The following is a 22,988-nucleotide window of genomic DNA, read 5'->3' on the forward strand; positions in this document are numbered from 1 at the left end:
TCCTTGTGCTCACGTGGCCAAACGAGGGGATCGTCTGGTGCGGACTGGTCTCGGTTCACTGGCTGGGACCACCCAATTCCCGATTGATGAAGTCGAACAGTTCGTTGTCGTCGGCGTCCGCGATGAGCCGGCTCTGTTCGGAGTGGCCGCCGTGGTCGGCGAGCGCTGCGGCCATCTTCTGAACTCGCCGCAGTACCTGGTTCCTGGCCGCCTCGTCGATGCCGTCGTCTGCCGTCACTGCCGAGAGCAGCTCTTCGAGCCGGTCGAGCTCGGCCAGCGCGGAGGCGGCCGGGTCGGCGTCCGCGCCGAACATCGCCGTGCGCAGGTGATCACGGAGCGCCAGCACGGTCGGGTGGTCGTAGGTGAGTGTCGCCGGCAGCGTCAGCCCGGTCACCGAGACGAGCCGGTTGCGCAGCTCGACCGCGGCGAGGGAGTCGAAACCCAGGTCGACGAGCGCCTTGGTCGGCGACAGGGCCTCGGCCGAGCTGTGACCGAGCGCCTGGGCCACCTGCTCCTGCACCAACTCCAGTAGTGCGGCATCACGTTCGTCGCCGTCCAGAGCGTCCAGGCGCGCCCGGGTCCGCAACCCGTCGTTCGGCTGGGCGGGCCGACCCCCCACGGCGGCCACCGGGAACGCTGCCCGGTACTCGGGCAGGTCACTGATGAGCGTGCACTTGACGGTGCCCGCGGTCGCCTTGATGAATCGGGTCCAGTCCACGTGCGTCACGGCGATATAGGTTTCGTCGTGATCCAGTGCTCGCCGCAGTCCGGCCAGCGACTGGGCGGGATCCATCGGGTGCAGGCCCCGACGGCTCGCCCGGTCGCTCGCACCGGTGTCGTCGGCCATGCCTCCGCCCGCCAGCAGGCCCCAGCCGATCGTCGTGGCCGGCAGACCGCGCGCCCGCCGGTGGTGGGCCAGGGCATTCAGGAAGGCATTTGCTGCCGCGTAGTGCGACTGGCCGGGTGAGCCGATGAGGCCGGCGGCCGAGGAGAACAGCACGAAGGCCGACAGGTCCAGGTCCTGGGTCAGCTTGTGGAGGTTCCACGCTCCCTCCACCTTGGGCCGCAGCACGTTGTTCAGCCTGTCGAGAGTCAGCTCGGTGACGACGCCGTCGTTGGCGACTCCCGCGCTGTGGAACACGGCGGTCAGCGGCAGGTCGTGGGGAAGGTTCGCGAGCAGGGCCGTCACCTCGCCCCGGTCGGCGACGTCGCAGGCGGCGATGGTCACCGCAGACCCCAGGGCGGTGAGGTTGGCTTCCAGTTCGTCGGCGCCCGGCGCTTCACGGCCCCGGCGGGAGGTGAGCACGAGGTGAGGCGCGCCCTGCTCGGCCAGCCAGCGCGCGGTCCGGGCGCCCAGGCCGGTGAGGCCGCCGGTGACCAGCACGCTGCCCGACGGTCGCCAGTTGCGGCGCGGCGGCTGATCCGGGTCGGCCCGGACCAGCCGGCCGCCCAGAACGGCGCCGTCCCGCAGTGCTGCCTGTTCCCCCGTGCCGCCGTCGCCCAGCAGCCGGATCAGCCCGCCCGTCGAGGCGTCGTCGGGGGCGGGCGGCAGGTCGACCAGACCACCCCAGCGGCCGGGGTGTTCCAGTGCGAGGGTCCGTCCGAAACCCCACAGCAGGGCTTGGTCGGGATGGTCGAGGTTGTCGCCGGGGACGACGTTCACCGCGCCCTGGGTGAGGCACCACAGGGGCGCGTCGATCCCGCGGTCCTCCAGGGCCTGGACCAAGCTCACCGTGGCGGCCAGAGCGACCGGCACACCCGGGTGTCCCGGGACGCGGGACTGCTCCGCCGCCAGCAACGAGACCACCCCGGCGAGCGGCGGCTCGCCGAGCCGGGCCGCCAGCGCGGCCCGGTCCAGCTGGTGGTCGCCGACCTCCAGGCCGCGGACGTCGGCGCCGGCGGCTGTCATCGCCGCTTCGATCGGCGCGACCCAGGCGTCGTCGCGGTGGCCGGCGGGCACCACCAGCAACCAGGTGCCGGTGAGCGTGCCCTCGGGCCGGGTCGGCACGGGCCGCCAGCTCAACCGGTACCGCCAGCTGTCCACCACCGCCTTCTCGCGCCGGTCGATGCGCCACCGGGTCAGTGCGGGCAGCACGGCGCCGAGGCCGTCCCGTTCCTCGGTGTCCAGCTCGGCGCTCAGCGCGTCGAGGTCACCCTGTTCCACCAAGGTCCAGAACCGGCTGTCCACGGCGTCCGGGTCGGCGGTTGTCGTGCCCGGTGTCTTGGGAGTGTCCGGCCAGTAGCGCGTGTGCTGGAACGCGTACGTCGGCAGCGGGGTCCGGCCCGCGCCGGCCGCGGGGAACAGCGCCGGCCAGTCGACCTCGGTCCCAGTGGCGAACAGGGTGCTCAGCGCGGCGAGCACGGATTCGGTCTCGGGACGGCCTCGCCGGAGGCTGGGCACGGCGACGGCATCCCCACCGGTCACGCATTCGCGGACCAGACCGGTCAGGGTCGCGTCGGGCCCCAGCTCCAGGAAGCGGGTCACCCCGCCGGCCCGGAGTTCACAGACCGTGTCGGCGAACCGCACCGCGTTCCGCACGTGCTGGACCCAGTATTCGGGGGTGGCCACTTCGCTGCTGGTCATCGGTATCCGCGGTGTCCGGAACTGAAGGCCGTCGAGCGCGGCCCGGAACTGCGCGAGCATGGGGTCCATGAGCGGGGAGTGGAACGCGTGGCTGACAGCCAGCCGCTTCGTGCGGTGTCCGGCGTCGCGGAGGCGTTGTTCGATCTCGCCGACGGCGAGTTCGGTGCCGGAGATGACGACCGACTCAGGGGTGTTGACCGCGGCGATCGACGCTCCGGCGCCCTGCACCGCCAGCAGCGGCGCCACCACGTTCTCACCGGCGTTGACGGACATCATGATCCCGCCCGGTGCGAGCTGCTGCATGAGCCGGGCCCGCGCGGTGACCAGCGTGCAGGCATCGGTCAGCGACAGCACGCCCGACACGTGGGCGGCGCTGATCTCGCCGACGGAATGGCCGGTGACGAAGTCGGGCCGGACGCCCCAGGACTCGAACAGCCGGAAGAGGGCCACTTCGATCGCGAACAGCGCGGGCTGGGAGAATTCGGTGGTGTGCAGCCGGACATCGCCCTCATCGAAGACCATGTCCCGCAGCGACGGGTCCAAAGCCGCGCACACCTCGTCGAACGCCGTCGCGAAAACCGGGAAATCCCGGTGGAGTTCACGGCCCATCCCACCTCGTTGCGATCCCTGGCCGGTGAAGACGACGGCCAGACCACCGCTGCCGGCCACACCGGTGGCCTCCGCGCCAGGTGCGGCGGTGCCGTCGGCGAACGCTGCCAGCCGCTCGCGCAGTTGCTCGCGGTCGGCAGCGAGCACCACCGCCCTGTGATCGTGTATCGCGCGGTCGGTCACCAGCGACCGCGCGATGTCGGCCAGCGTCAGTTCGGGCCGGTCGCTCACGTGGGCGTGGAGGCGCGCCGCCTGGGCGTGCAGGGCTGCCGGCCCCCGGGCCGACAACACCACCGGCTGCAGCCGCCTGCTCGCGGAGCCCTCGTTGGGGGCCGGCGCCGTCGGTGGCGTGCGCACGTCCTCGGGCGGTTGTTCCAGGATGATGTGCGCGTTGGTGCCGCTGAGGCTGAACGCGGACACGCCCGCCCGCCGCGGATGGCCCTGTTCGGGCCATTCACGGGCCCGGTCCAGCAGCGCCACCCCGCCGGAGGACCAGTCGACCTCGGGGGACGGGGTCTCGGCGTGGAGCGTTTGGGGCAGCAGGCCGTGCCGCATCGCCATGATCATCTTGATGGTTCCGGCGGCGCCGGCGGCGGCCTGCGTGTGCCCGATATTCGATTTGATCGAGCCCAGCCACAGCGGGGTGCCGGACTCATGTTCACGTCCGTAGGCAGCCAACAGGGCCTGTGCCTCGATGGGATCGCCGAGCCGGGTGCCGGTGCCGTGTCCCTCCACCACGTCGACCTCGCTCGCCGACAGGCCGGCATTGGCCAGGGCCTGGCGGATCACCCGTTGCTGGGACGGACCGTTGGGAGCGGTGAGGCCGTTCGAGGCGCCGTCCTGGTTGACCGCCGAGCCTGCCAGTACAGCCAGGACGCGATGGTGGTTGCGGCGGGCCTCGGAGAGTCGCGCCAGCACGAGCAGGCCCACGCCCTCGGCCCAGCCGGTGCCGTCCGCTCCGGCGCCGAAGGCCCGGCACCGGCCGTCGGGGGACAAGCCCCGCTGCCGCGCCATCTCCACGAACATAGCGGGGGTGGCCATCGTGGCGACCCCGCCGGCCAGCGCCAGCGAGCACTCGCCGGAGCGCAGTGCCTGCGCCGCCAGGTGCATGGCCACGAGCGAGGACGAACACGCCGTGTCGATGGAGACGGACGGCCCCTCGAATCCGAACTCGTAGGACAACCGCCCGGAGATGATGCTGGCCGCGTTGCCGGTCAGCACCCGGCCGCCGAAGTCACCGTAGTCGCGGGTCAGCAGTGCGGGGTAGTCGCTCCCGTTCGCACCTATGAACACTCCGACCGGGCCGCCGCGCAGGGCGGAGGGGACGATGCCGGCGTTCTCGAACGACTCCCAGGCGGTCTCCAGCAGCAACCGCTGCTGCGGGTCGATGGCGATGGCCTCGCGCGGTGAGATGCCGAAGAAGTCGGAGTCGAACTCGGCCAGGCGGTTGAGGAATCCGCCGCCCTGGGAGTACGTCGTGCCGGGCCGGTCGGGATCCGGGTCGTAGAGGCCGGCCAGATCCCAGCCGCGGTCGGCCGGGAAGCCGGTGATCCCGTCGCGGCCCTCGGCCACCAGCCTCCACAGTTCGTCCGGCGAGTTCGCCTCGCCCGGGTACCGGCAGGCCATGCCGACGATCACGATCGGGTCGTCGCCGATGTCGGTGACAGGCCCGGCCACAGTGACGTCGGCGGTGTCGGCCTCGTCGCCCACCAGCTCGGACCTGACGAATGCGGCCAGCGCCTCGGGGGTGGGGTGGTCGAACACCAGCGTCGCCGGCAGCCGCAGCCCGGTGGCCGTGTTGAGCCGGTTGCGCAGTTCGACCGCGGTGAGCGAGTCGAACCCGACGTCGTGGAAGGCGCGGGTCATGTCGACCGAGGCGCTGCTCGGGTGGCCGAGCACGGCGGCGACCTGCTCGCGCACCAGTTCACCGATGGCCTTCACCTGGTCGGCCGCGGAGGAACCGGCCCGTCGCACCGCCTCCAGTTCCGCCACCGCCGTTGGTGCCGCGCGCCGGGCCGGACGCCGCACCAGGCCCCGCAGCAGGGCGGGCACCATGCCGGCCGACCGCACAGCGGCCAGGTCGAGGTGAGCGGCCATCACGTTGGGGCGCGCCAGATCGGCCGCTTTGTCCAGCAGCTTGAGGCCCTGGGGGGTCTCCATCGGCAGCATCCCGCCCCGCCCCATGCGAGCCACGTCGGTCTCGCTGAGGTTTTCGGTCATACCGCTGTTCTCGCCCCACCAGCCCCAGCTGATCGAGACCGCGGGGAGGCCCTGCCGGTGTCGCTCGACGGCCAGCGCGTCGAGGAAGGCGTTGGCGGCGGCGTAGTTGGCCTGGCCCGGTGCTCCGAAGGCCGTGGCGGAGGAGGAGAACAGCACGAACGCGGAAAGGTCCAGTTCCCGGGTCAGTTCGTGCAGGTGCCAGGCACCGTCGACCTTGGGGGCCAGTACCGCGTCGACCCGGTCGGTGGTCAGGGAGTGGAACACGCCGTCGTCCAGTACTCCGGCGCAGTGCAGCACCGCAGTGAGCGGGAACTCGGGCTCCACCGAGCGCACCAGGGCCGCGACCTGCTCGCCGTCGGCGACATCGCAGGCGACGACGCGCACCGCGGCGCCGAGCTCCGCCAACTCGGCGGCGAGCCGGACGGTCCGGGGCGAGTTGTCGCCCTGCCGGGAGGTCAGCAGCACATGGCGCACGTGGTGGTCGGTGACGAGGTACCGGGCCACGTGCCCGGCGAGGACACCCGAAGCACCGGTGATCAGTACGGTTCCGGCCGACCACGAGGTGGCTTGCGCGCGGTCGGTGGGTGCCAGGCGGGCCAGCCGCGGGGCCCGGAGCACTCCGCCGCGTACCGAGACCTCCGGCTCACCCGACTCCACGGCCGCGTGCAGGGCCGCGGTGGTGGTCGCGTCTGCGCCGCCCTCGACGAGGACAATGCGGTCGGGGTTCTCCGACTGGGCCGAGCGCAGCAGGCCCCGCACGGCCGCGCCGGTCAGGCTGTCGGTCGTCACCACCACCAGCCGTGAGGACGCCCAGGCGGGATCGGCCAGCCACGTCTGCACCGAGCGCAGTACGCTGTTCACCGCCGCGTGGACGTCGGTGGTGACGGCGGGCCCCTCTCCCGGCACCGACATCGCCACGAGGGCGGGAACCTCGGCTGTCCCGTCCCGCCCGGACATCAGCTCCGCGAGCCTCAGCGGGCCGTCCAGCACGGTGGCCTCAAAGCGGGGCGCGGTGTCGTCGACCCGGCCGCACTCGGCCCAGCTGATCTCGAACAGTGAGTCGTCGCGGGACGCGGCGGCGCGGAGCTGGTCGGCGGAGACCGAGCGTGAGGACAGCGCCGCCACGCTGAAGACGGGAGCGCCGGTGTCGTCGAAGGCGTCCAGGGCGACCGTGCCGGTGGCCACCGGTCGGACCCGGATGCGCAGCGCGGTGGCGCCCGAGGCGAACAGCCGCGCTCCGGCCCAGGAGAACGGCACCAGACCCTGGGGGGTGTCGGAGGTGAGGGCCTGGAGCACGCCGCCGTGCAGACCGGCGTCCAGCAACGCCGGGTGCACGCCGAAGCGCTCGGCGTCGGTGCCGCTCGGCGGCAGCGCCACCTCGGTGTAGAGCTCCGCACCGCGTCGCCAGCAGGCCACCAGCCCCTGGAACGTCGGCCCGTAGTCGTGGCCGGCCTCGGCGAACAGGTCGTAGGCGTCGTCGACGTCGACGACGTCGGCTTCCCTCGGTGGCCATGGGATGAGCGGTTCGGGTTGCGGCAGGTTCCCCGTGCCGGACACCGTTCCGGTGGCGTGCCGTGTCCAGGGGGTGGTGTCGGTGTCGCCGTCGGGGCGGGCGGAGATCGTGATCTTCCGACGGCCGTCCTCGTCGGCCGCCTCCACCAGAATCTGCAGGGCGACCGAGCCGGCCGCGGTGATCAGCAGGGGTGCCTCGATCGTCAGCTCGTCGAGCATGGTGCAGCCGACCTGCTCGGCCGCCCGTAGCGCCACGTCCACGAAGGCGGTGCCGGGTAGCAGGGCCTGCTCGAACAGTACGTGCTCCCGCAGCCAGGGCTGGTTCTGCGGCGCCAGCCGGCCGGTCAGCAGCACGGCCTCGCCGTCGGCGAACTGAACGCTGGCCAACAGCAGGGGATGGTCGAGCGGGTCGAGGCCCACCGCGGTGAGATCGGCCGGCGGGGCGGCGTTGTCGAGCCAGTACCGCTGGTGCTGGAACGCGTATGTGGGAAGCGGGGTGTGGCGGGCCCCGGTGCCGTCGAACAGGGCCGGCCAGTCGACCTCCACTCCGGTGGCGAACAGCGTGCCGAGCGCGGTGAGCACCGTGTCGGCCTCGTCGCGGAGCCGGCGCAGGCTGGGGACCGCAACGACGTCCGGCTCGACGAGACACTCGCGGATCGCGCCGGTCAGCGGCGCGTCGGGGCCGATCTCGAGGAATCGGGTGACGCCGGAGCCGTGCAGTTCGGACACCGTGTCGGCGAACCGCACCGTGTCTCGCAGGTGCCGCACCCAGTACTCCGGGTCCGTCACCTGCTCGCCGCCCGCCATCGGAATGCGGGGCGGCTGGAATGTAAGGCCCTGGGCCAGGGCGCGGAATTCGTCGAGCACAGGGTCCATGAGCGGCGAATGGAACGCATGGCTGACGGCGAGCTGTTTCGTGCGGTATCCGTCCTCGCTCAGGCGCCGCACGATCTCGGTGACGGCCGGCTCGTGCCCCGAGAGCACCACCGAACCGGGGGTGTTGACCGCCGCGATCGACACCGATGCGGCGTACTGCGCGACCAGCGGGGCGACCACCTGCTCGCCGGCGGTCACCGAGACCATCACACCGCCCGGGTCGAGCCGTGCCATCAGCCGGCCACGCTCTGACACCAGTCGGCACGCATCCGGCAGCGACAGCACGCCGGCGACGTGCGCAGCCGCGATCTCGCCCACCGAATGACCGGTGAGGATGTCCGGCCGGACGCCCCAGGACTCGAACAGCCGGAACAGTGCGACCTCGACCGCGAAGAGCGCCGGTTGGGCGGTCTGCGTGGCGTCGAGCCGATTCTCCCCGTCGCCGAGGACGGCCTCCCGGACGGCAGGATCCAGCTGATCGCACACCTGGTCCAACGCGGCCGCGAAGGACGGGAACAGCCGGTGCAGTTGCGAGCCCATGCCGGGGTGCTGCGCGCCCTGACCGGTGAACACCATCGCCAGCGGGCCCCGCCGGGCCGCATCGGCGACGACCTCGGCTGTGTCGCCGGTGTGCGCGTACTGGGCCAACCGCTCCAGGGCCTGCGCGCGGTCTGAGGCGAGCAGTACCGCTCGGTGGTCGTGGGCGGCCCGGTCGGAGACCAGGGAGTAGGCGACGTCCGCCAACGCCACGTCGGGCCGGTCGCGCAGGGAGGAGCACAGCCGGTCCGCCTGGCCCCGCAGGGCCGCAGGCCCGCGAGCCGTCAGCACGAGCGGCCACACCGGCAGAGTCGCCGCAGGGGGCGGGGCCGGGGTGGTGAACTCGGCCGGGGGCTGTTCCAGGATGACGTGTGCGTTGGTCCCGCTGACGCCGAAGGAGGACACCCCCGCCCGGCGGGGCCGGCCACGGTCCGGCCACTGCCGAGCCCTGTCGAGCAGCGCGACCGCGCCCGACGACCAGTCGACCTGCGGCGAGGGGGTCTGCGCGAACAGGGTTTGGGGCAGGATCCCGTGCCGCATCGACATGATCATCTTGATCGTGCCGGCGATGCCCGCCGCCGCCTGCGTGTGGCCGATGTTCGACTTGATCGACCCCAGCCAGAGCGGTGCGTCCTTGGTGTGCTCGCTGCCGTAGGTGGCCAGCAGCGCCTGGGCCTCGATCGGATCGCCCAGCCGGGTCCCCGTGCCGTGTCCCTCCACCACGTCGACCTCGCTCGCCGACAGGCCGGCATTGGCCAGGGCCTGGCGGATCACCCGTTGCTGGGACGGACCGTTGGGAGCGGTCAGCCCGTTGGACGCGCCGTCCTGGTTCAGCGCCGAGCCGGCCAGCAGTGCCAGCACCTGGTGTCCGTTGCGCCGCGCGTCGGACAGCCGCTCCAGCACCACCAGGCCCGCGCCTTCGGACCAGCCGGTGCCGTCCGCGTCCGCGCCGTACGCCCGGCACCGGCCGTCCGCAGCGTTCGCGCGCAGCCGGCTGTACTCCACGTACAGGTCGGGCGTCGCCATCACCGTCACGCCGCCGGCCAGCGCGAGCGAGCACTCCCCCGAGCGCAGCGCCTGCGCCGCCAAGTGCATGCCGACCAGCGATGAGGAGCACGCCGTGTCCACTGTCACAGCGGGGCCCTCGAAGCCGAACTCATAGGCGATCCGGCCCGACGCGATGCTGCCGGCGCTGCCGTTGCCCAGGTAGCCCTCGAGTTCCTCGGGCTTGGTGTGCAGCCGCGAGCCGTAGTCGTGGTACATCAGCCCGACGAACACGCCGGTCGGGCCGCCACGCAGCGAGGTGGGATCGATGCCCGCGTTCTCGAGGGACTCCCAGGCCGTTTCCAGCAACAGCCGCTGCTGGGGGTCGATCGTGATCGCCTCGCGCGGCGAGATGCCGAAGAACTCGGGGTCGAACTGGGCGGCGTCGTGCAGGAAGCCGCCCTCACGAGTGTAGGTGGTCCCCGGGTGATCGGGGTCCGGGTGGTAGAGATCGGCCAGGTTCCAGCCCCGGTCGGTGGGGAAGGCGCCGATCACGTCCCGTCCCTCGGCGACGACGTCCCACAGCTCGTCGGGCGAACTCACCCCGCCCGGGAAGCGGCAGGCCATGCCCACGATCGCGATCGGGTCGTCTCCGGTCCCGGCCTCGGTCGCGCTGACGGCCGGCCGGGCCGGGGTGGCCGTCTCGCCGCCGATCTCGCCCCGCACGAACTCGATCAGGGCGGCCGGGGAGGGGTAGTCGAAGATCAGTGTGGCCGGCAGCCGCAGCCCGGTGGCCGTGTTGAGCCGGTTGCGCAGCTCCACCGCGGTCAGTGAGTCGAACCCCAGAGCGGTGAAGGGCTGCCGTTCGTCGATGGTGTTGCTGGCGGAGTGCCCGAGCACAGCCGCGGCATGGGTGCGCACCAGCTCGGCGACCGCCTGGTCGCGCTCGGCCGGCTCCAGTGCCGCCAGGCCCTCGCGAGATCCGGCCCCCGCCAGGTGGGGTTCGGCGATCCGCCGCGCCGGACGGCGCACCAGCCCGCGCAGCAGTCCCGGGACCGTGGCCGCGGTGGACAGGCCGGCGAGGTCGAACGGGGCGGCGATGACCCGGCCCTGCCGACGGGAGGCCGCGTCGAAGAGGGTGAGGCCGAAGTCGTTGTCCAGCGGGCGGATGCCGGTGCGGGCCATCCGGGCCCGGTCCTGGGTTCCGAGGTGGCTGCCCATCCCGCTGGCCTCGGCCCACCACCCCCAGGCGATCGACACCGCTGGCAGGCCGAGCCTGCGCCGGTGCTCGGCCAGCTCGTCGCAGAACCCGTTGGCCGCCGCGTAGTTCGCCTGGCCGGCGGCGCCGAACGCCGACGCGGCCGAGGAGAACAGCACGAATGCCGACAGGTCGGCGTCCTGGGTGGCCTCGTGCAGGTGCCAGGCACCGTCCACCTTGGGCCGCAGCACCGCATCGACCCGGTCGGGGGTCAGTGAACCCACGGTTGCGTCGTCGAGTACACCCGCGCAGTGCACCACGGCGCTGAGGGGGAACTTTGGCGGTACCGAGCCGACGAGGTCCATCACCTCGTGGCGGACGGCGAGGTCACACGCGACCATTCGCACCGAGGCACCCGCCTCGGTCAGCCGCTCGACCAGCTCATCGGCACCGGGGGCGGCCGGACCCCGCCGCGACACCAGCACCAGCCGTCGCACCCCGCACTCGGCCACGAGGTGCTCGGCCACCAACCCGGCCAGCACGCCGGACGCCCCGGTCAGCAGCACGGTCCCCGTGCCCCACACCGAGGACTGCTCGTCCGGCGCCGACCCAACGGGTTCCGGGAGCGCCTCGGCGGCAACCCTGTTCAGGCGGGGCGACCACAGCCGTCCGTCGCGAAGCGACACCTCCGGCTCACCTGATGCGACCGCGGCGCGGGCGAGCGCCTCCACCGACCGCGCCCCGGCAGGCTCCGGACCGGCGGACGCCTGCTCGACGAGAACCACCCGCTCCGGGTTCTCCGACTGTGCGGAGCGCACCAGCCCGCCGACCGCCGCGCCCACGAGTCCGCCGTCGGTCACCACGACCAGTCGCGACCGCTCCCACCGGGCATCGGCGAGCCAGTCCTGCAGCACCCGCAACGTGCTGTTCACCGCGGTGTGCGCCGAGTCGACGGTCGACTCCGGTGCACGGTGTCCGGGAACGCGCAGCACCACCAGCTCGGGCAGCGGCGCGCCACCGTCCACCGCCGAGGCGAGTGCGGCCAGGTCGGGGTGGGACCACGCATCGGCTGTGTGTTCGTCCTGCGACGGCGCGGTCTGCGCCGGATCGGACGGCACCACCCAGCCGATCGGTCCTTCGGTGCTCGCCCCCGAACCGGCCTCGGCCGGTCCGCACTGCACCCAGCCGAGCTCGAACAGCGCGTCGCGGTGTGCGGTGCCGACATCGCGCAGCTGTTCTGCGGAAACCTCCCGGGCGACCAGTGAGTCCACCTTCAGTACCGGGCGGCCGGTGGTGTCGAACCCGTCCACTGACCACGAGGAGGGCCCCGTCGGGGAGAACACGAGCCGCAGTGCTGCGGCGCCCGAGGCGAGCAGCCGCACCCCGGACCACAAGAACGGCGCTCGCACGCCGGGGTTGTCCCGGTCAGTGCCTCGCGAGCCGAGCTGGTCCATCGCCAGGCCGTGCTGACCGGTGTCCATCAGGGCCGGGTGCAGGCCGAAACGCGCCGCGTCGGCCGCGAGTGCCTCGGGCAGCTCCGCCTCGGCGAAGACCTGCTCACCCATCCGCCAGGCCCGGCGCAGCCCGGTGAAGGCGGAGCCGTAGTGGTAACCGAGCGCGCTGAGCCGCTCGTACGATCCGGCGACGTCCAGTTCGGTTGCCCCGGCCGGCGGCCAGGTCACGTCTGTCGGCCACGGCGCCGGCTCCGGACTGTCGCCGGGGACCGCGCTCCCCCACGCGTGCCGCGTCCACGAGGCGCCCATGGTCTCGCCGGGTCTGGCCGGCTGGGAGTAGACCTCGATGGTGCGGCGGCCGTCGCCGTCGAGAGCCCCGACGCGCACTTGGACCAGCACGTCGTGCCGGCTCGGCAGGATCAGCGGCGCCTCGATGGTCAGCTCCTCCAGCCGGTCGAGGCCCGCCTCATCGGCTGCGCGGATCGCCAGTTCGAGGAACGCCGTACCGGGCAGCAGCGGTCGGTCGAAGAGCGCGTGGTCGACGAGCCACGGGTGAGCGTGCAGCGAGAACCGGCTGGTGAACAGGAAGCCGGCGTCACCGGCCAGAGTCGTTTTCGCCCCGAGCAGGGGGTGATCGACCTGTTCGAGGCCGCTGGCGGCCAGGTTGCCGGGCGTGGACGCCGCCGCAGTCGGCCAGTAGCGCTGCCGCTGGAAGGCGTAGGTCGGCAGGTCGACCCGCCGCGCCCCGGTGCCGGCGAAGACCGCGGACCAGTCCACGGTGAGTCCGGCCCGCCACGCGGCAGCCACCGATCGCAGGAACATCTCCGGGTCGCTCTCGCCGCGGCGGAGGGTCGTCAGCACGGTCGCCTCGATGCCGCGCTCCTCGGCGGTCTCCTCGATCGCGGGAGCCAGCAGCGGGTGCGGGGCCACCTCCAGCAGCACGTGGTGCCCGTCGGCCAGCAGCACGGCGGCGGTGTCGTGGAACCGCACCGGCTGTATGAGGTTGGTGAACCAGTACCGGCCGTCGAGCTCGTCGCCCTCCACCCGGCGGGCGAACGTCGTGGAGTAGTAGGGCACCGAGGCGGTGGCCGGGCGGATGTCGCTCAGGAGCGCGAGGAGTTCGTCCTCGACCACCGCCATGTCCGGGGAGTGCGTCGGGTAGTCCATCGGGATGGGACGGGCGCGGACACCGGCGGCCTCGCACTCGGCCCGCAGCGCGGCGACTCGGTCGAGCGGACCGGTCACGACGACCGATCGCGGACCGTTGATCGCGCTGATGTGCACGTCGGTCAGCCGTGCGACCTGGTCGCGCACCTGCTCGACCGGCAGCCCCACCCAGAGGGTGGCGTACCCGGTCACCTGACCGGACACGCGCGCCCGCGCGGTCAGGACTCGGGCCGCGTCGGCGAGGGTGAGGATGCCGGCGATGTGCGCGGCCGCGACCTCTCCCACGGAGTGCGCGATGATCGCGGAGGGCACCACCCCTCGGGACATCCACAGCCGGGCGAGTGAGATCATGACCGCGAACAGCATCGGCTGGACCTGTTCGGCGTGTTCGAGGTCCACGCCGTCCGTGTCGGCCAGAAGGTCGCGCAGGGTGTGGCCGTGCCAGTCCACGTACGGCGCGAGCGCCGCCTCGCACTCCGCCATGGACGCGGCGAAGACCGGCGAGGAGTCCCACAGCCGCAGGGCCATCCCGACGTACTGTCCGCCCTGCCCCGGGAACACGAACACCGGATCGGTGTTGCCGGAGCTGACGGGTCCGGTGACCGGGGTGGTGCCGGCCACCAGGTCATCCAACCCGGACAGGAGTTCGGTGAGGTCGGCGCCGAGCACCACGGCCCGGTGGTCCAGCGAGGAGCGGGTGCCGACCAGTGAGAACGCCACGTCGGCCAGATCCGCCGGGCCGGTGGCCGGGAGTGTCAGGAGGTGTTCGCGCAGCCGTACCGCCTGGCCGCGCAGCGCGGCTTCGCCGCGACCGCTGAGCAGCAGCGGCAGCACCTGCGGCGCGTGGGACCGATCCGCCGGTTCGCTCTCGGGTTCAGTGTCCGGAGCCTGCTCCACGATGACGTGCGCGTTGGTCCCGCTCGCCCCGAACGAGGACACCGCTGCCCGTCGGGGGCGTCCGGCCGTCGGCCACGGCCGGGCTTCGCCGAGCAGCCGGACCGTTCCGCTCTCCCAGTCGACGTGCTCCGAGGGCCGGTCCACGTGCAGGGTCTTCGGCAGCACACCGTGCCGGATCGCCATGATCATCTTGATGACGCTGCCGACCCCGGCCGCTGCCTGGGAGTGGCCGATGTTGGACTTGAGCGAGCCCAGCCAGAGGGGCTCGCCCTCCTCTCGGTGCCGGCCGTACACGGCCTGCAGCGCCTTGATCTCGATGGGGTCGCCGAGCACGGTGCCGGTGCCGTGTCCGTCCACCGCGTCCACCTCGTCGGGGCGTACGCCGGCGTTGGCCAGTGCCTGTCGAAGGACGCGCTGCTGGGCAAGGCCGTTGGGTGCGGTGAGGCCGTTGGAGGCACCGTCCTGGTTGATCGCCGAGCCACGGAGCACTGCCAGCACGCAGTGGCCGTTCAGGCGGGCATCGGAGAGCCGCTCCAGCACCAACAGGCCGGCGCCCTCGGCGAAGCCGGTCCCATCGGCGCCCGCGCCGAACGCCTTGCAACGACCGTCGGCGGACAGCCCCTGCTTGTCGAACTCCTGCAGGTCGACCGGGGTCGCCATGACGGTGGCTCCGCCGGCCAGTGCCAGCGTGCACTCCCCGGCACGCAGCGCCTGCGCGGCCAGGTGCATCGCCACCAGTGAGGAGGAGCAGGCCGTGTCGACCGTCAGCGCCGGCCCCTCCAGGCCGAACTGGTAGGAGACCCGCCCGGCGAGCACGGCAGCGGAAGTCCCGGTGAGCAGGTAACCGTCGGCCAGCTCGGCGCTGCCGCGGAGCAGGTCCGCGTAGTCCTGGTCGCTGGTGCCGGCGAACATACCGGTCTGGCTGCCCCGCACCGACTTCGGGTCGATCCCGGCCCGCTCCAGCGCTTCCCAGGTCAGTTCCAGCAGCAGCCGCTGCTGCGGGTCCATCGAGGCCGCCTCGCGCGGTGAGATCCCGAAGAACCGTGCGTCGAACTGGGCCACGTCGTCGAGGAAGCCGCCGCCACGCACGTGGGTGGCGCCCTGACGCATCGAATCCGGGTGCAGCAAGGTGTCGAGGTCCCAGCCTCGGTCGGTCGGCAGCCCCGACACCGCGTCGTGCCCACCGTCCACCAGCTCCCACAGCTGCTCCGGCGAGCCGACCCCGCCCGGGTAGCGGCAGGCCATGCCGACCACGGCGATCGGGTCGTCGGCGAACGCGGCAGGGGGGGCGGCCGTGCCGGGTTCCTCGTCACTCTCGCCGCTCACCAGTGCGACCAGGTGCGAGGCAAGGGCCGCGGGGGTGGGGTAGTCGAAGGCCACGGTGCCGGCCAGCCCCAGATCGAGCGCCGCGTTCAGCCGGTCCCGCAGCTCCACCGCCGCGAGCGAGCTGAAGCCCAGGTCCTGGAAAGTGCTTTCGAGGTCGACATCGGCCGGCGAGTCGAGGCCCAGCACCACGGCGACCGAGGTCCGCAACAGATCGTTCACGACGTGACGCTGGTCCACGACGGCCAGCACGTCCGTGACCCGTGCGGCGATGCCCGGCTCGGGCGTGGCGGCCGAAGGCGGGTCCGAGGGGGCCGGGGCGAGGGAGCCGTCGCGCGGCAGCCAGTGCCGGTGCCTCTGGAAGGCGTAGGTCGGCAGGTCGATCCGCCGGCTCTCGTCGGGGAACAGCGCGGCCCAGCTCACCTCGCCGCCGCCGGTGAAGAGGCGACCGACCGCGTCGAGCAGGGCAACGGTCTCGGGCCGGTCACGGCGGGACGCGGCCGCGGCCGTCACCCGCCGTTGGGCGGGCAGGCATTCCCGGACCATGGCCGAGAGCACCGCGTCCGGTCCCAGCTCCAAAAAGCGGGTGACGCCTCGCTCGTGCAGGGTGGCCACCCCGTCGGCGAAACGCACCTGCTCGCGTGCCTGCCGGACCCAGTACTCGGGCTCGCCGAGCGTGGGCGCATCGGCCAGGGCGCCGGTGAGGGTGGACACCACCGGGATGTCGGCCGCGGCGAAGGTGAGTCCGGCGACGACGGCCCGGAAGTCCTCGAGCATCGGGTCCATCAGTGGCGAGTGGAACGCGTGGCTGGTCGTGAGCCGGCGGGTCCGGTACCCGGCCGCGGCCAGCTGGGCCACGACCTCGGCCACCGGTTCTTCCGCGCCGGACACCACGACCGAGTCAGGGCTGTTCACCGCGGCCACGGACGCCCCGTCCGCGGCCGCGACCAGCGGGGCCACCACGTCGGGGGCGGCGTTCACCGCGACCATGGCACCGCCGTGGGGCAGCGCCTGCATCAACCGGCCGCGCGCCACGACCATGCGGCCGGCGTCGGCGAGGGACAGCACACCGGCCACGTGCGCGGCACTGATCTCGCCGATCGAGTGACCGGCGACGAACTCGGGCCGGATGCCCCATGACTGGACGAGCCGGAACAGTGCGACCTCGAAGCAGAACAGCGCCGGTTGAGCGAATTCGGTGCGGTCCAGCAGTGGACCGCCCTCCCACATCAGCTCACGCAGCGATCGGCCCAGCAGCTCGTCGACCACGTGGCAGACCTCGTCCAGCGCCGCGTCGAACGCCGGGTACCGCGCCGCCAGCTCTCGGCCCATTCCGGCGCGCTGGGCACCCTGGCCGGTGAAGACCATCGCCAGGCGGCCTTCCCTCGCCCGATCGACGTGCACCGCAGGACTGTCCGTGCCGGCGGCCAGTGCGGACAGACCGGCCAGCAGGGCCGCCCGGTCCTCGGCGACCACCACGGCACGGTCGGCCAGCACGGCGCGGGTGGTGACCAGGCTTCGTCCGACATCGGCCGGCTCCAGCTCCGGGTGGCGCTCGACGAAGGAGCGCAGTTCCTCGGCCTGACCGCGCAGCGCGGCGGCGCCCCGGCCGGTCACCACGAATGGCCACGGACCGGTGCGGGCCCGCCCCGTCAGCGCTGGCGGGGCCTCGACGGGGTCGTCGGGAGCCTGCTCGAGGATGACGTGCGCGTTGGTCCCGCTGATCCCGAACGACGACACCGCCACACGCCGGGGACGGCCCCGGTCGGGCCACTGCCGCTGGTCGGTGAGCAGCCGGACCGTCCCCGCCGACCAGTCGACGTGGGAGGTCGACCGCTGGGCGTGCAGCGTCCTGGGCAGCTCCCCGTGGCGCATGGCCATAACCATCTTGATCACTCCGCCGACGCCGGCCGCCGCCTGCGAATGTCCGATGTTCGACTTCAGTGATCCGATCCACAACGGCGTGTCCGCCGCTCGCTCCCGGCCGTAGGTGCCCAGCAGGGCACGGGCCTCGATTGGGTCGCCCAGCCTGGTGCCGGTGCCGTGCGCCTCGACCGCGTCGATGTCGGTCGAGGCCACACCGGCGTTGGCCAGCGCGGCCCGGATCACCTGACGCTGGGCCGCGCCGTTCGGCGCGGTGAGGCCGTTGGAGGCGCCGTCCTGGTTGAGGGCGGAGCCTGTCACGAGGGCCAGCACCTGGTGGCCGTTGCGCCGGGCGTCGGACAGCCGCTCGACCACGAGCACGCCGACGCCTTCCGCCCAGCCCATGCCGTCGGCCTCGTCACTGAATGCCTTGCACCGGCCGTCCGGGGCGATGCCGCGCTGCCGGGCGAACTCGATCAGCGAAGCCGGGCTCGACATGATCGTCGCCCCGCCGACCAGGGCGAGCGAGCACTCCTGGGAGCGCAGCGCCTGGGCGGCAAGGTGCAGCGCGACGAGCGAGGAGGAGCACGCCGTGTCCACGGTGACCGCGGGCCCCTGCAGACCGAACGCATAGGACAGCCGTCCGGAGACGACGCTGGCGATGTTGCCGGTCAGCACGTAGCCCTCGTACTCCGACGGCACGGTGCGCAGCGAGATGTTGTCCTGGTAGCTGACGCCGACGTACACACCGGTCCGGCTTCCCCGTAGCGTGTCGGCGCTGATGCCGGCTCGTTCGAAGGCCTCCCACGAGGTTTGCAGGAGCAGCCGTTGATGCGGGTCCATCACGGTCGCTTCCCGAGGGGGGATGTTGAAGAACTCGTGGTCGAACAGGTCCGGCGAGCGCAGGAAACCGCCGCCCCGGGAGTACGTCCGGCCCACCTTTTGGGGGTCGGGGTCGTACAGCTCGTCCAGGTTCCAGCCGCGGTCCGTCGGGTAGCCGGACACCGCGTCGGTACCGTCGGCCACGAGCTGCCACAGGGCTTCGGGGCTGTCGGCGTCGCCGGGGTAGCGGCAGGCCATGCCGACGATGGCGATCGGCTCCCGGCTTTGCGCCTCGACGTCGCCGAGCCGCTGCCGGATTCGCTCGTTTTCCTTCAGTGCGTTGCGCAGCGCGTCAACGAGCTCGTTCGTGGACGGGGTGGTCATGAGGTCGGCCCCTCCGCTCGGTCGCTCGCGTCGGCTTGGCCGTATGCGGCGCGTATGAGATCAGCCATGTTCATCGAGTCGATCGCGCTTGTGAGCCCGGCGCTGTCGGCCGGCTCGCTCCCAGGAGCGGTCTCAGCCAACCGGAGCAGGGTGTCCACCAGCCCGGCCTGCCTCAGCGAGGCGATCGGAATGCGGTCGATGATTTTCTTCAGCCCTGCGTCGTCGGCGCCTTCACCGGTCTCCTTCCCGTGGGTTTTGGTGTCCTCGCCGAACAGCTCGGCGTGCACCAGCTCCGTGACCGAGGCGGGCGTCGGATAGTCGAAGATCAGCGTGGCGGGCAGCTGCAAGCCGGTCGCCATGCCGAGCCGGTTGCGAAACCGCAGGGCGGTGAGCGAGTCGAAACCGGTTTCCTGGAAGGTGCGCCCTGACTCGACCGAGCTGACGTCGGTGTGCCCGAGCACGGTCGCCACCGTGGCGCGGACGAGGTCGGTGATCGCATGCGTCCGCTCGGTGGCGGGCAGGCCGGCGAGGCGATCGCGCAGACCGGTGTGGGCAGCTGCGTCCGCTGATCCTTCGGGGGCGTCCTGTCTCGCCTCGAGTAGTTCGGCGAGGAGTGACATCGATCGGGTGCCGACGAGTTCGGTGGCGAACGAGGACCACTCGACGTCCGCCACGACCACGGCCGTCTCATCGCGGTCGATCACCTGGCCCATGGCCTGGGCGGCGACGCACGGGTTCATCGCGCGCAGGCCGCGGGCCGCCAGCTGCTGCTGCACTCCGTCGCGGTCGGCGATCCCTGCGCCTTGCCAGAGTCCCCAGGCGATGGAGGTCCCGGTCAGGCCGAGAGCCCTGCGGTGCGCGGCCAGTGCGTCCAGCGAGCTGTTCGCGGCGGCGTAGTTGGCCTGGCCGGCCGGGCCGACCGTGCCGACGAACGACGAGAACAGGACGAAGTCGGCGAGGTCGCGGTCTCTCGTCAGTTCGTGCAGGTGCCACGCGGCGGCCGCCTTCGGGCGGAACACCCGCTCGAAGCGTTCCGGGGTGAGCCGGTCGATGACGCCGTCGTCGAGTACGCCCGCGGTGTGCACGACCGTGGTCAGCGGGTGTTCGGCCGGCCAGTTGGCCAGCAGGTCGGCGAGCTGCGCCCGGTCTGCCACGTCGCAGGCGACCACCGACACCGAGGCGCCCTGCTCGGTCAGGTCGGCGGCGAGCTCGGCTGCGCCGGGTGCGGCCGGGCCACGACGGCTGGCCAGCACCAGGTGCCGGGCGCCGTGCCGGACGAGCCAGCGCGCCACCTCCGCCCCGAGAGCGCCGGTGCCGCCGGTGACCAGGGCGCTGCGCTCGAGCGACTGGTTCGTCCGGGGTTCGGGGGCGGTGACCGGAGTCAGCCGGCGGCAGAACACCGCGCCGTCTCGCACCGCCAGCTCACTCTCGCGGTCTGTGAGCGCACCGGTCAGCGCCACCAGGTCCGCTTGGCCGACCTCGCGTGGCAGGTCGACGACGCCGCCCCACGACACGGGTTGCTCCAGCCCCGCATGCCGGGCGAACCCCCACAGCGCAGCCTGTCGTGGCTGGGTGACGGCGTCTGCCGGCCGGACGGCGACCGCGTCCTGGGTCACGCACCAGATCGGGGCCGACAAGCCGAGCCCACTCACCGACCGCACCAACGCGAGCGTGCCGCTCAGGCCGGCCGGTACGGATACGGCGTCGGTGTCCCCGGCTGTGTCCATCGCCAACAACGACAAGATGCCTCCGGCCGGTTCGCCGCCCAGCGCAGTGACGAGCTCGTGACGGACCGCCTCGACGTCCGCCGCTCGGGGGACATCGACCCGGCTGACCTGCGCCCCTCGGGCGCTCAGCGCTGCGATGATCTGCTCGAGCCACGTCGGCTCGGTGATGTCCGCCGGTACCACGACCAGCCATGGGCCGGTGAGCGGTCGGTCGGATCGTTGGGTGGGGCGCCAGGCGACGCGGTACTGCCAGCCGGCCAGCGTCGCCTGCTGCCGGCTGCGCTCACGCCACGACGACAGGGCCGGGAGCACGGTGCCCAGCGAGGATCGGCCGGCGTCGTCGCAGAGGGCGAGCGCCGTGGTCAGTCCGTCGAGGTCGCCCTGGTCGACCATCTTCCAGAACCGGGTGTCGACTTCGGTGCCTCGAGACGAGCGGCTGGGCAGCGTCTTGATCCAGTAATGGGTGCGCTGGAAGGCGTAAGTGGGCAGCTGCACCGGCTGCCGGCTTGAGGGGAACAGGTCGGACCACCGCACGTCGGCGCCCCCCACGAACGCCTCGGCGGCGTTGCGCAGGAATTCCCGCGCGCCGCCGTCGCCGCGACGGAGCGTTCCGACCGTCGTGACCGTCGTCCCCTTGGCCTCGGCGAGCTCCTGTATCGAATTGACGAGTACCGGGTGCGCGCCCACTTCGTAAAACGATCGGTGCCCGTCGCTGAACAGCTGGTCGACCACCTGCGCGAAACGCACCGTCTCGCGCAGGTTCCGGTACCAGTAGTCGGCGTCGAGTTTCCGGCCGTCGAGCAACGAGCCGGTCACCGTCGAGTAGAACGGAACCGTGCCGGGCGAGCACTCGACCACACCCAGCGTGTCGGCCAGCTCGGCCCGGATGACCTCTACCAGCGCCGAGTGGGACCCGTAGTTGATCGGTACGCGCCGGACCCGCGCTCCCTCCGACTCCCAGACCGACAGGAGTTGATCGAGCTCGGCGGTGGCGCCGGAGACAACCGTGGACATCGGTCCGTTCACCGCGGCGACGCCGAGCGCGGGATAACCGGCCAGGCGTTCACGCACCTCGTGGGCCGATCGGTTCACCCAGCCCATGCCGCCTTGCGTTGCCAGACGCCGGAGCACCCGAGATCGCAGAGACACGACGCGCGCGCCTTCGGACAGCGACAGCGCCTTTGCCGCCACGGCGGCAGCGAACTCTCCTTGGGAGTGCCCGACGACAGCCGAGGGTCGAACGCCGAGTGATGCCCACAGCCGGGACAAGGAGACCCCGACCGCGAACAGCGCCGGCTGGACGACGTCGTCCCTCTCGAGGCTCGGCGCACCTGGCACCCCGGCGAGCACGTCCCACAGCGAGAACCCGTCCCAGTCGACCCATGGCGCCAACGCCTCGTCGCAGGTCTGCATCAGCTCCGCGAACGTCGAACTGCTCTTCCACAGCTCGATGCCCATCCCGAGCCACTGGCCGCCCTGCCCGGGGAACACGAAGACCGGTCCGTCGTGGTCGACTTCACCGGCTCCCGCCACGACCAGGGCCGAGTTCTCCGGCCGGCCCGCCGCGATCGCGTCAAGGCCAGCCAGCAGCTCCTGGCGGTTCTCCGCGATCACCACAGCTCGGTGGGAATGGGTGGCCCGGCCGTTGGTCAGTGCCGCGCCGAACCCGGCCAAGCCGGTGTCCGGTGTGTCAGCCAGCGCGGCCCGCAGCCGGGTTGCCTGGCCGGCCAACGCCGCCGGTCCGCGGCCTGACACCGGGAAGGCGCAGACTCCGAGCCGCGTCACGGCGTCCGGCTGCCCGGCCGCCGGCTGCTCCGGCGCCTGCTCGAGGATGACGTGCGCGTTCGTGCCGCTGATACCGAACGAGGAGACGCCGGCGCGGCGGGGCCGACGGGTCCTCGGCCAGTCGTGGTTGCGGTCGAGCAGAGCGACGGCTCCCTGCGACCAGTCGATGAACGGCGAGGGCTGCTCGGCGTGCAACGTCCGCGGCAGGACGCCGTGCCGCATCGCCATGACCATCTTGATGACGCCGCCGATCCCGGCGGCAGCCTGGGTGTGCCCGATGTTGGACTTCAGCGAACCCAGCCACAGCGGGGTTTCGCGGTCCTGGCCGTAGGTGGCCAGCAGCGCCTGGGCTTCGATCGGGTCGCCGAGCTTCGTTCCGGTGCCGTGTGCTTCGACCACGTCGACGTCCGACGTGGACAGACCGGCCGAGGCCAGCGCCTGGCGGATCACCCGCTGCTGCGAGGGACCGTTCGGGGCGGTCAGGCCGTTCGACGCGCCGTCGGAGTTCACCGCGGAGCCCTTGAGTACCGCGAGTACCTGGTGGCCTTGCCGGCGTGCGTCCGACAGCCGCTCGAGCACCACGAGGCCGACGCCCTCGGCCCAGCCGGTGCCGTCCGCGCCCGCGCCGAACGCGCGGCACCGGCCGTCCGGGGACAAGGCGCGCTGGTGCCCCAGGTCGACGAACGTCATCGGGGTGGACATCACCGTGACCCCGCCGGCCAGCGCGAGCGAGCACTCCCCCGACCGCAGTGCTTGTGCGGCCAGGTGGAGTGTCACCAGTGACGAGGAGCACGCGGTGTCGACCGAAACGGCAGGCCCCTCCAGGCCGAACTGGTACGCCACCCGCCCCGAGAGCACGCTGCCCGCGCTGCCGGTCAGAACCGCTCCGCTGAGCTGGTCCGGAACCAGGTCCACTGCCGGCGCGTAGTCGTGATACATGACACCGGAGAACACTGCGGTCCGGCTGCCGCGCAGTGAGTCCGCGTCGATACCCGCGCGTTCGAAGGCCTCCCAGGCAACCTCCAGCAACAACCGCTGCTGCGGGT

General features: G+C 72.4%; 1 protein-coding gene and 1 pseudogene. Both read right to left on the reverse strand.

Annotation, left to right across the window (positions count from 1 at the left end; all coding sequences use genetic code 11):
* Nucleotides 1-55: 55 nt before the first annotated feature.
* A pseudogene (locus tag ACZ4MF_RS43870) lies at nt 56-18,388 on the reverse strand (type I polyketide synthase); the annotation flags it as partial.
* A gap of 38 nt (nt 18,389-18,426) precedes the next feature.
* Nucleotides 18,427-22,988, reverse strand: a 4,562-nt coding sequence (locus ACZ4MF_RS43875) for a type I polyketide synthase (RefSeq protein ID WP_467499344.1), incomplete at its 5' end; no start/stop codon positions are given.

This window comes from Streptomyces sp. NPDC025793 (assembly GCF_055558375.1).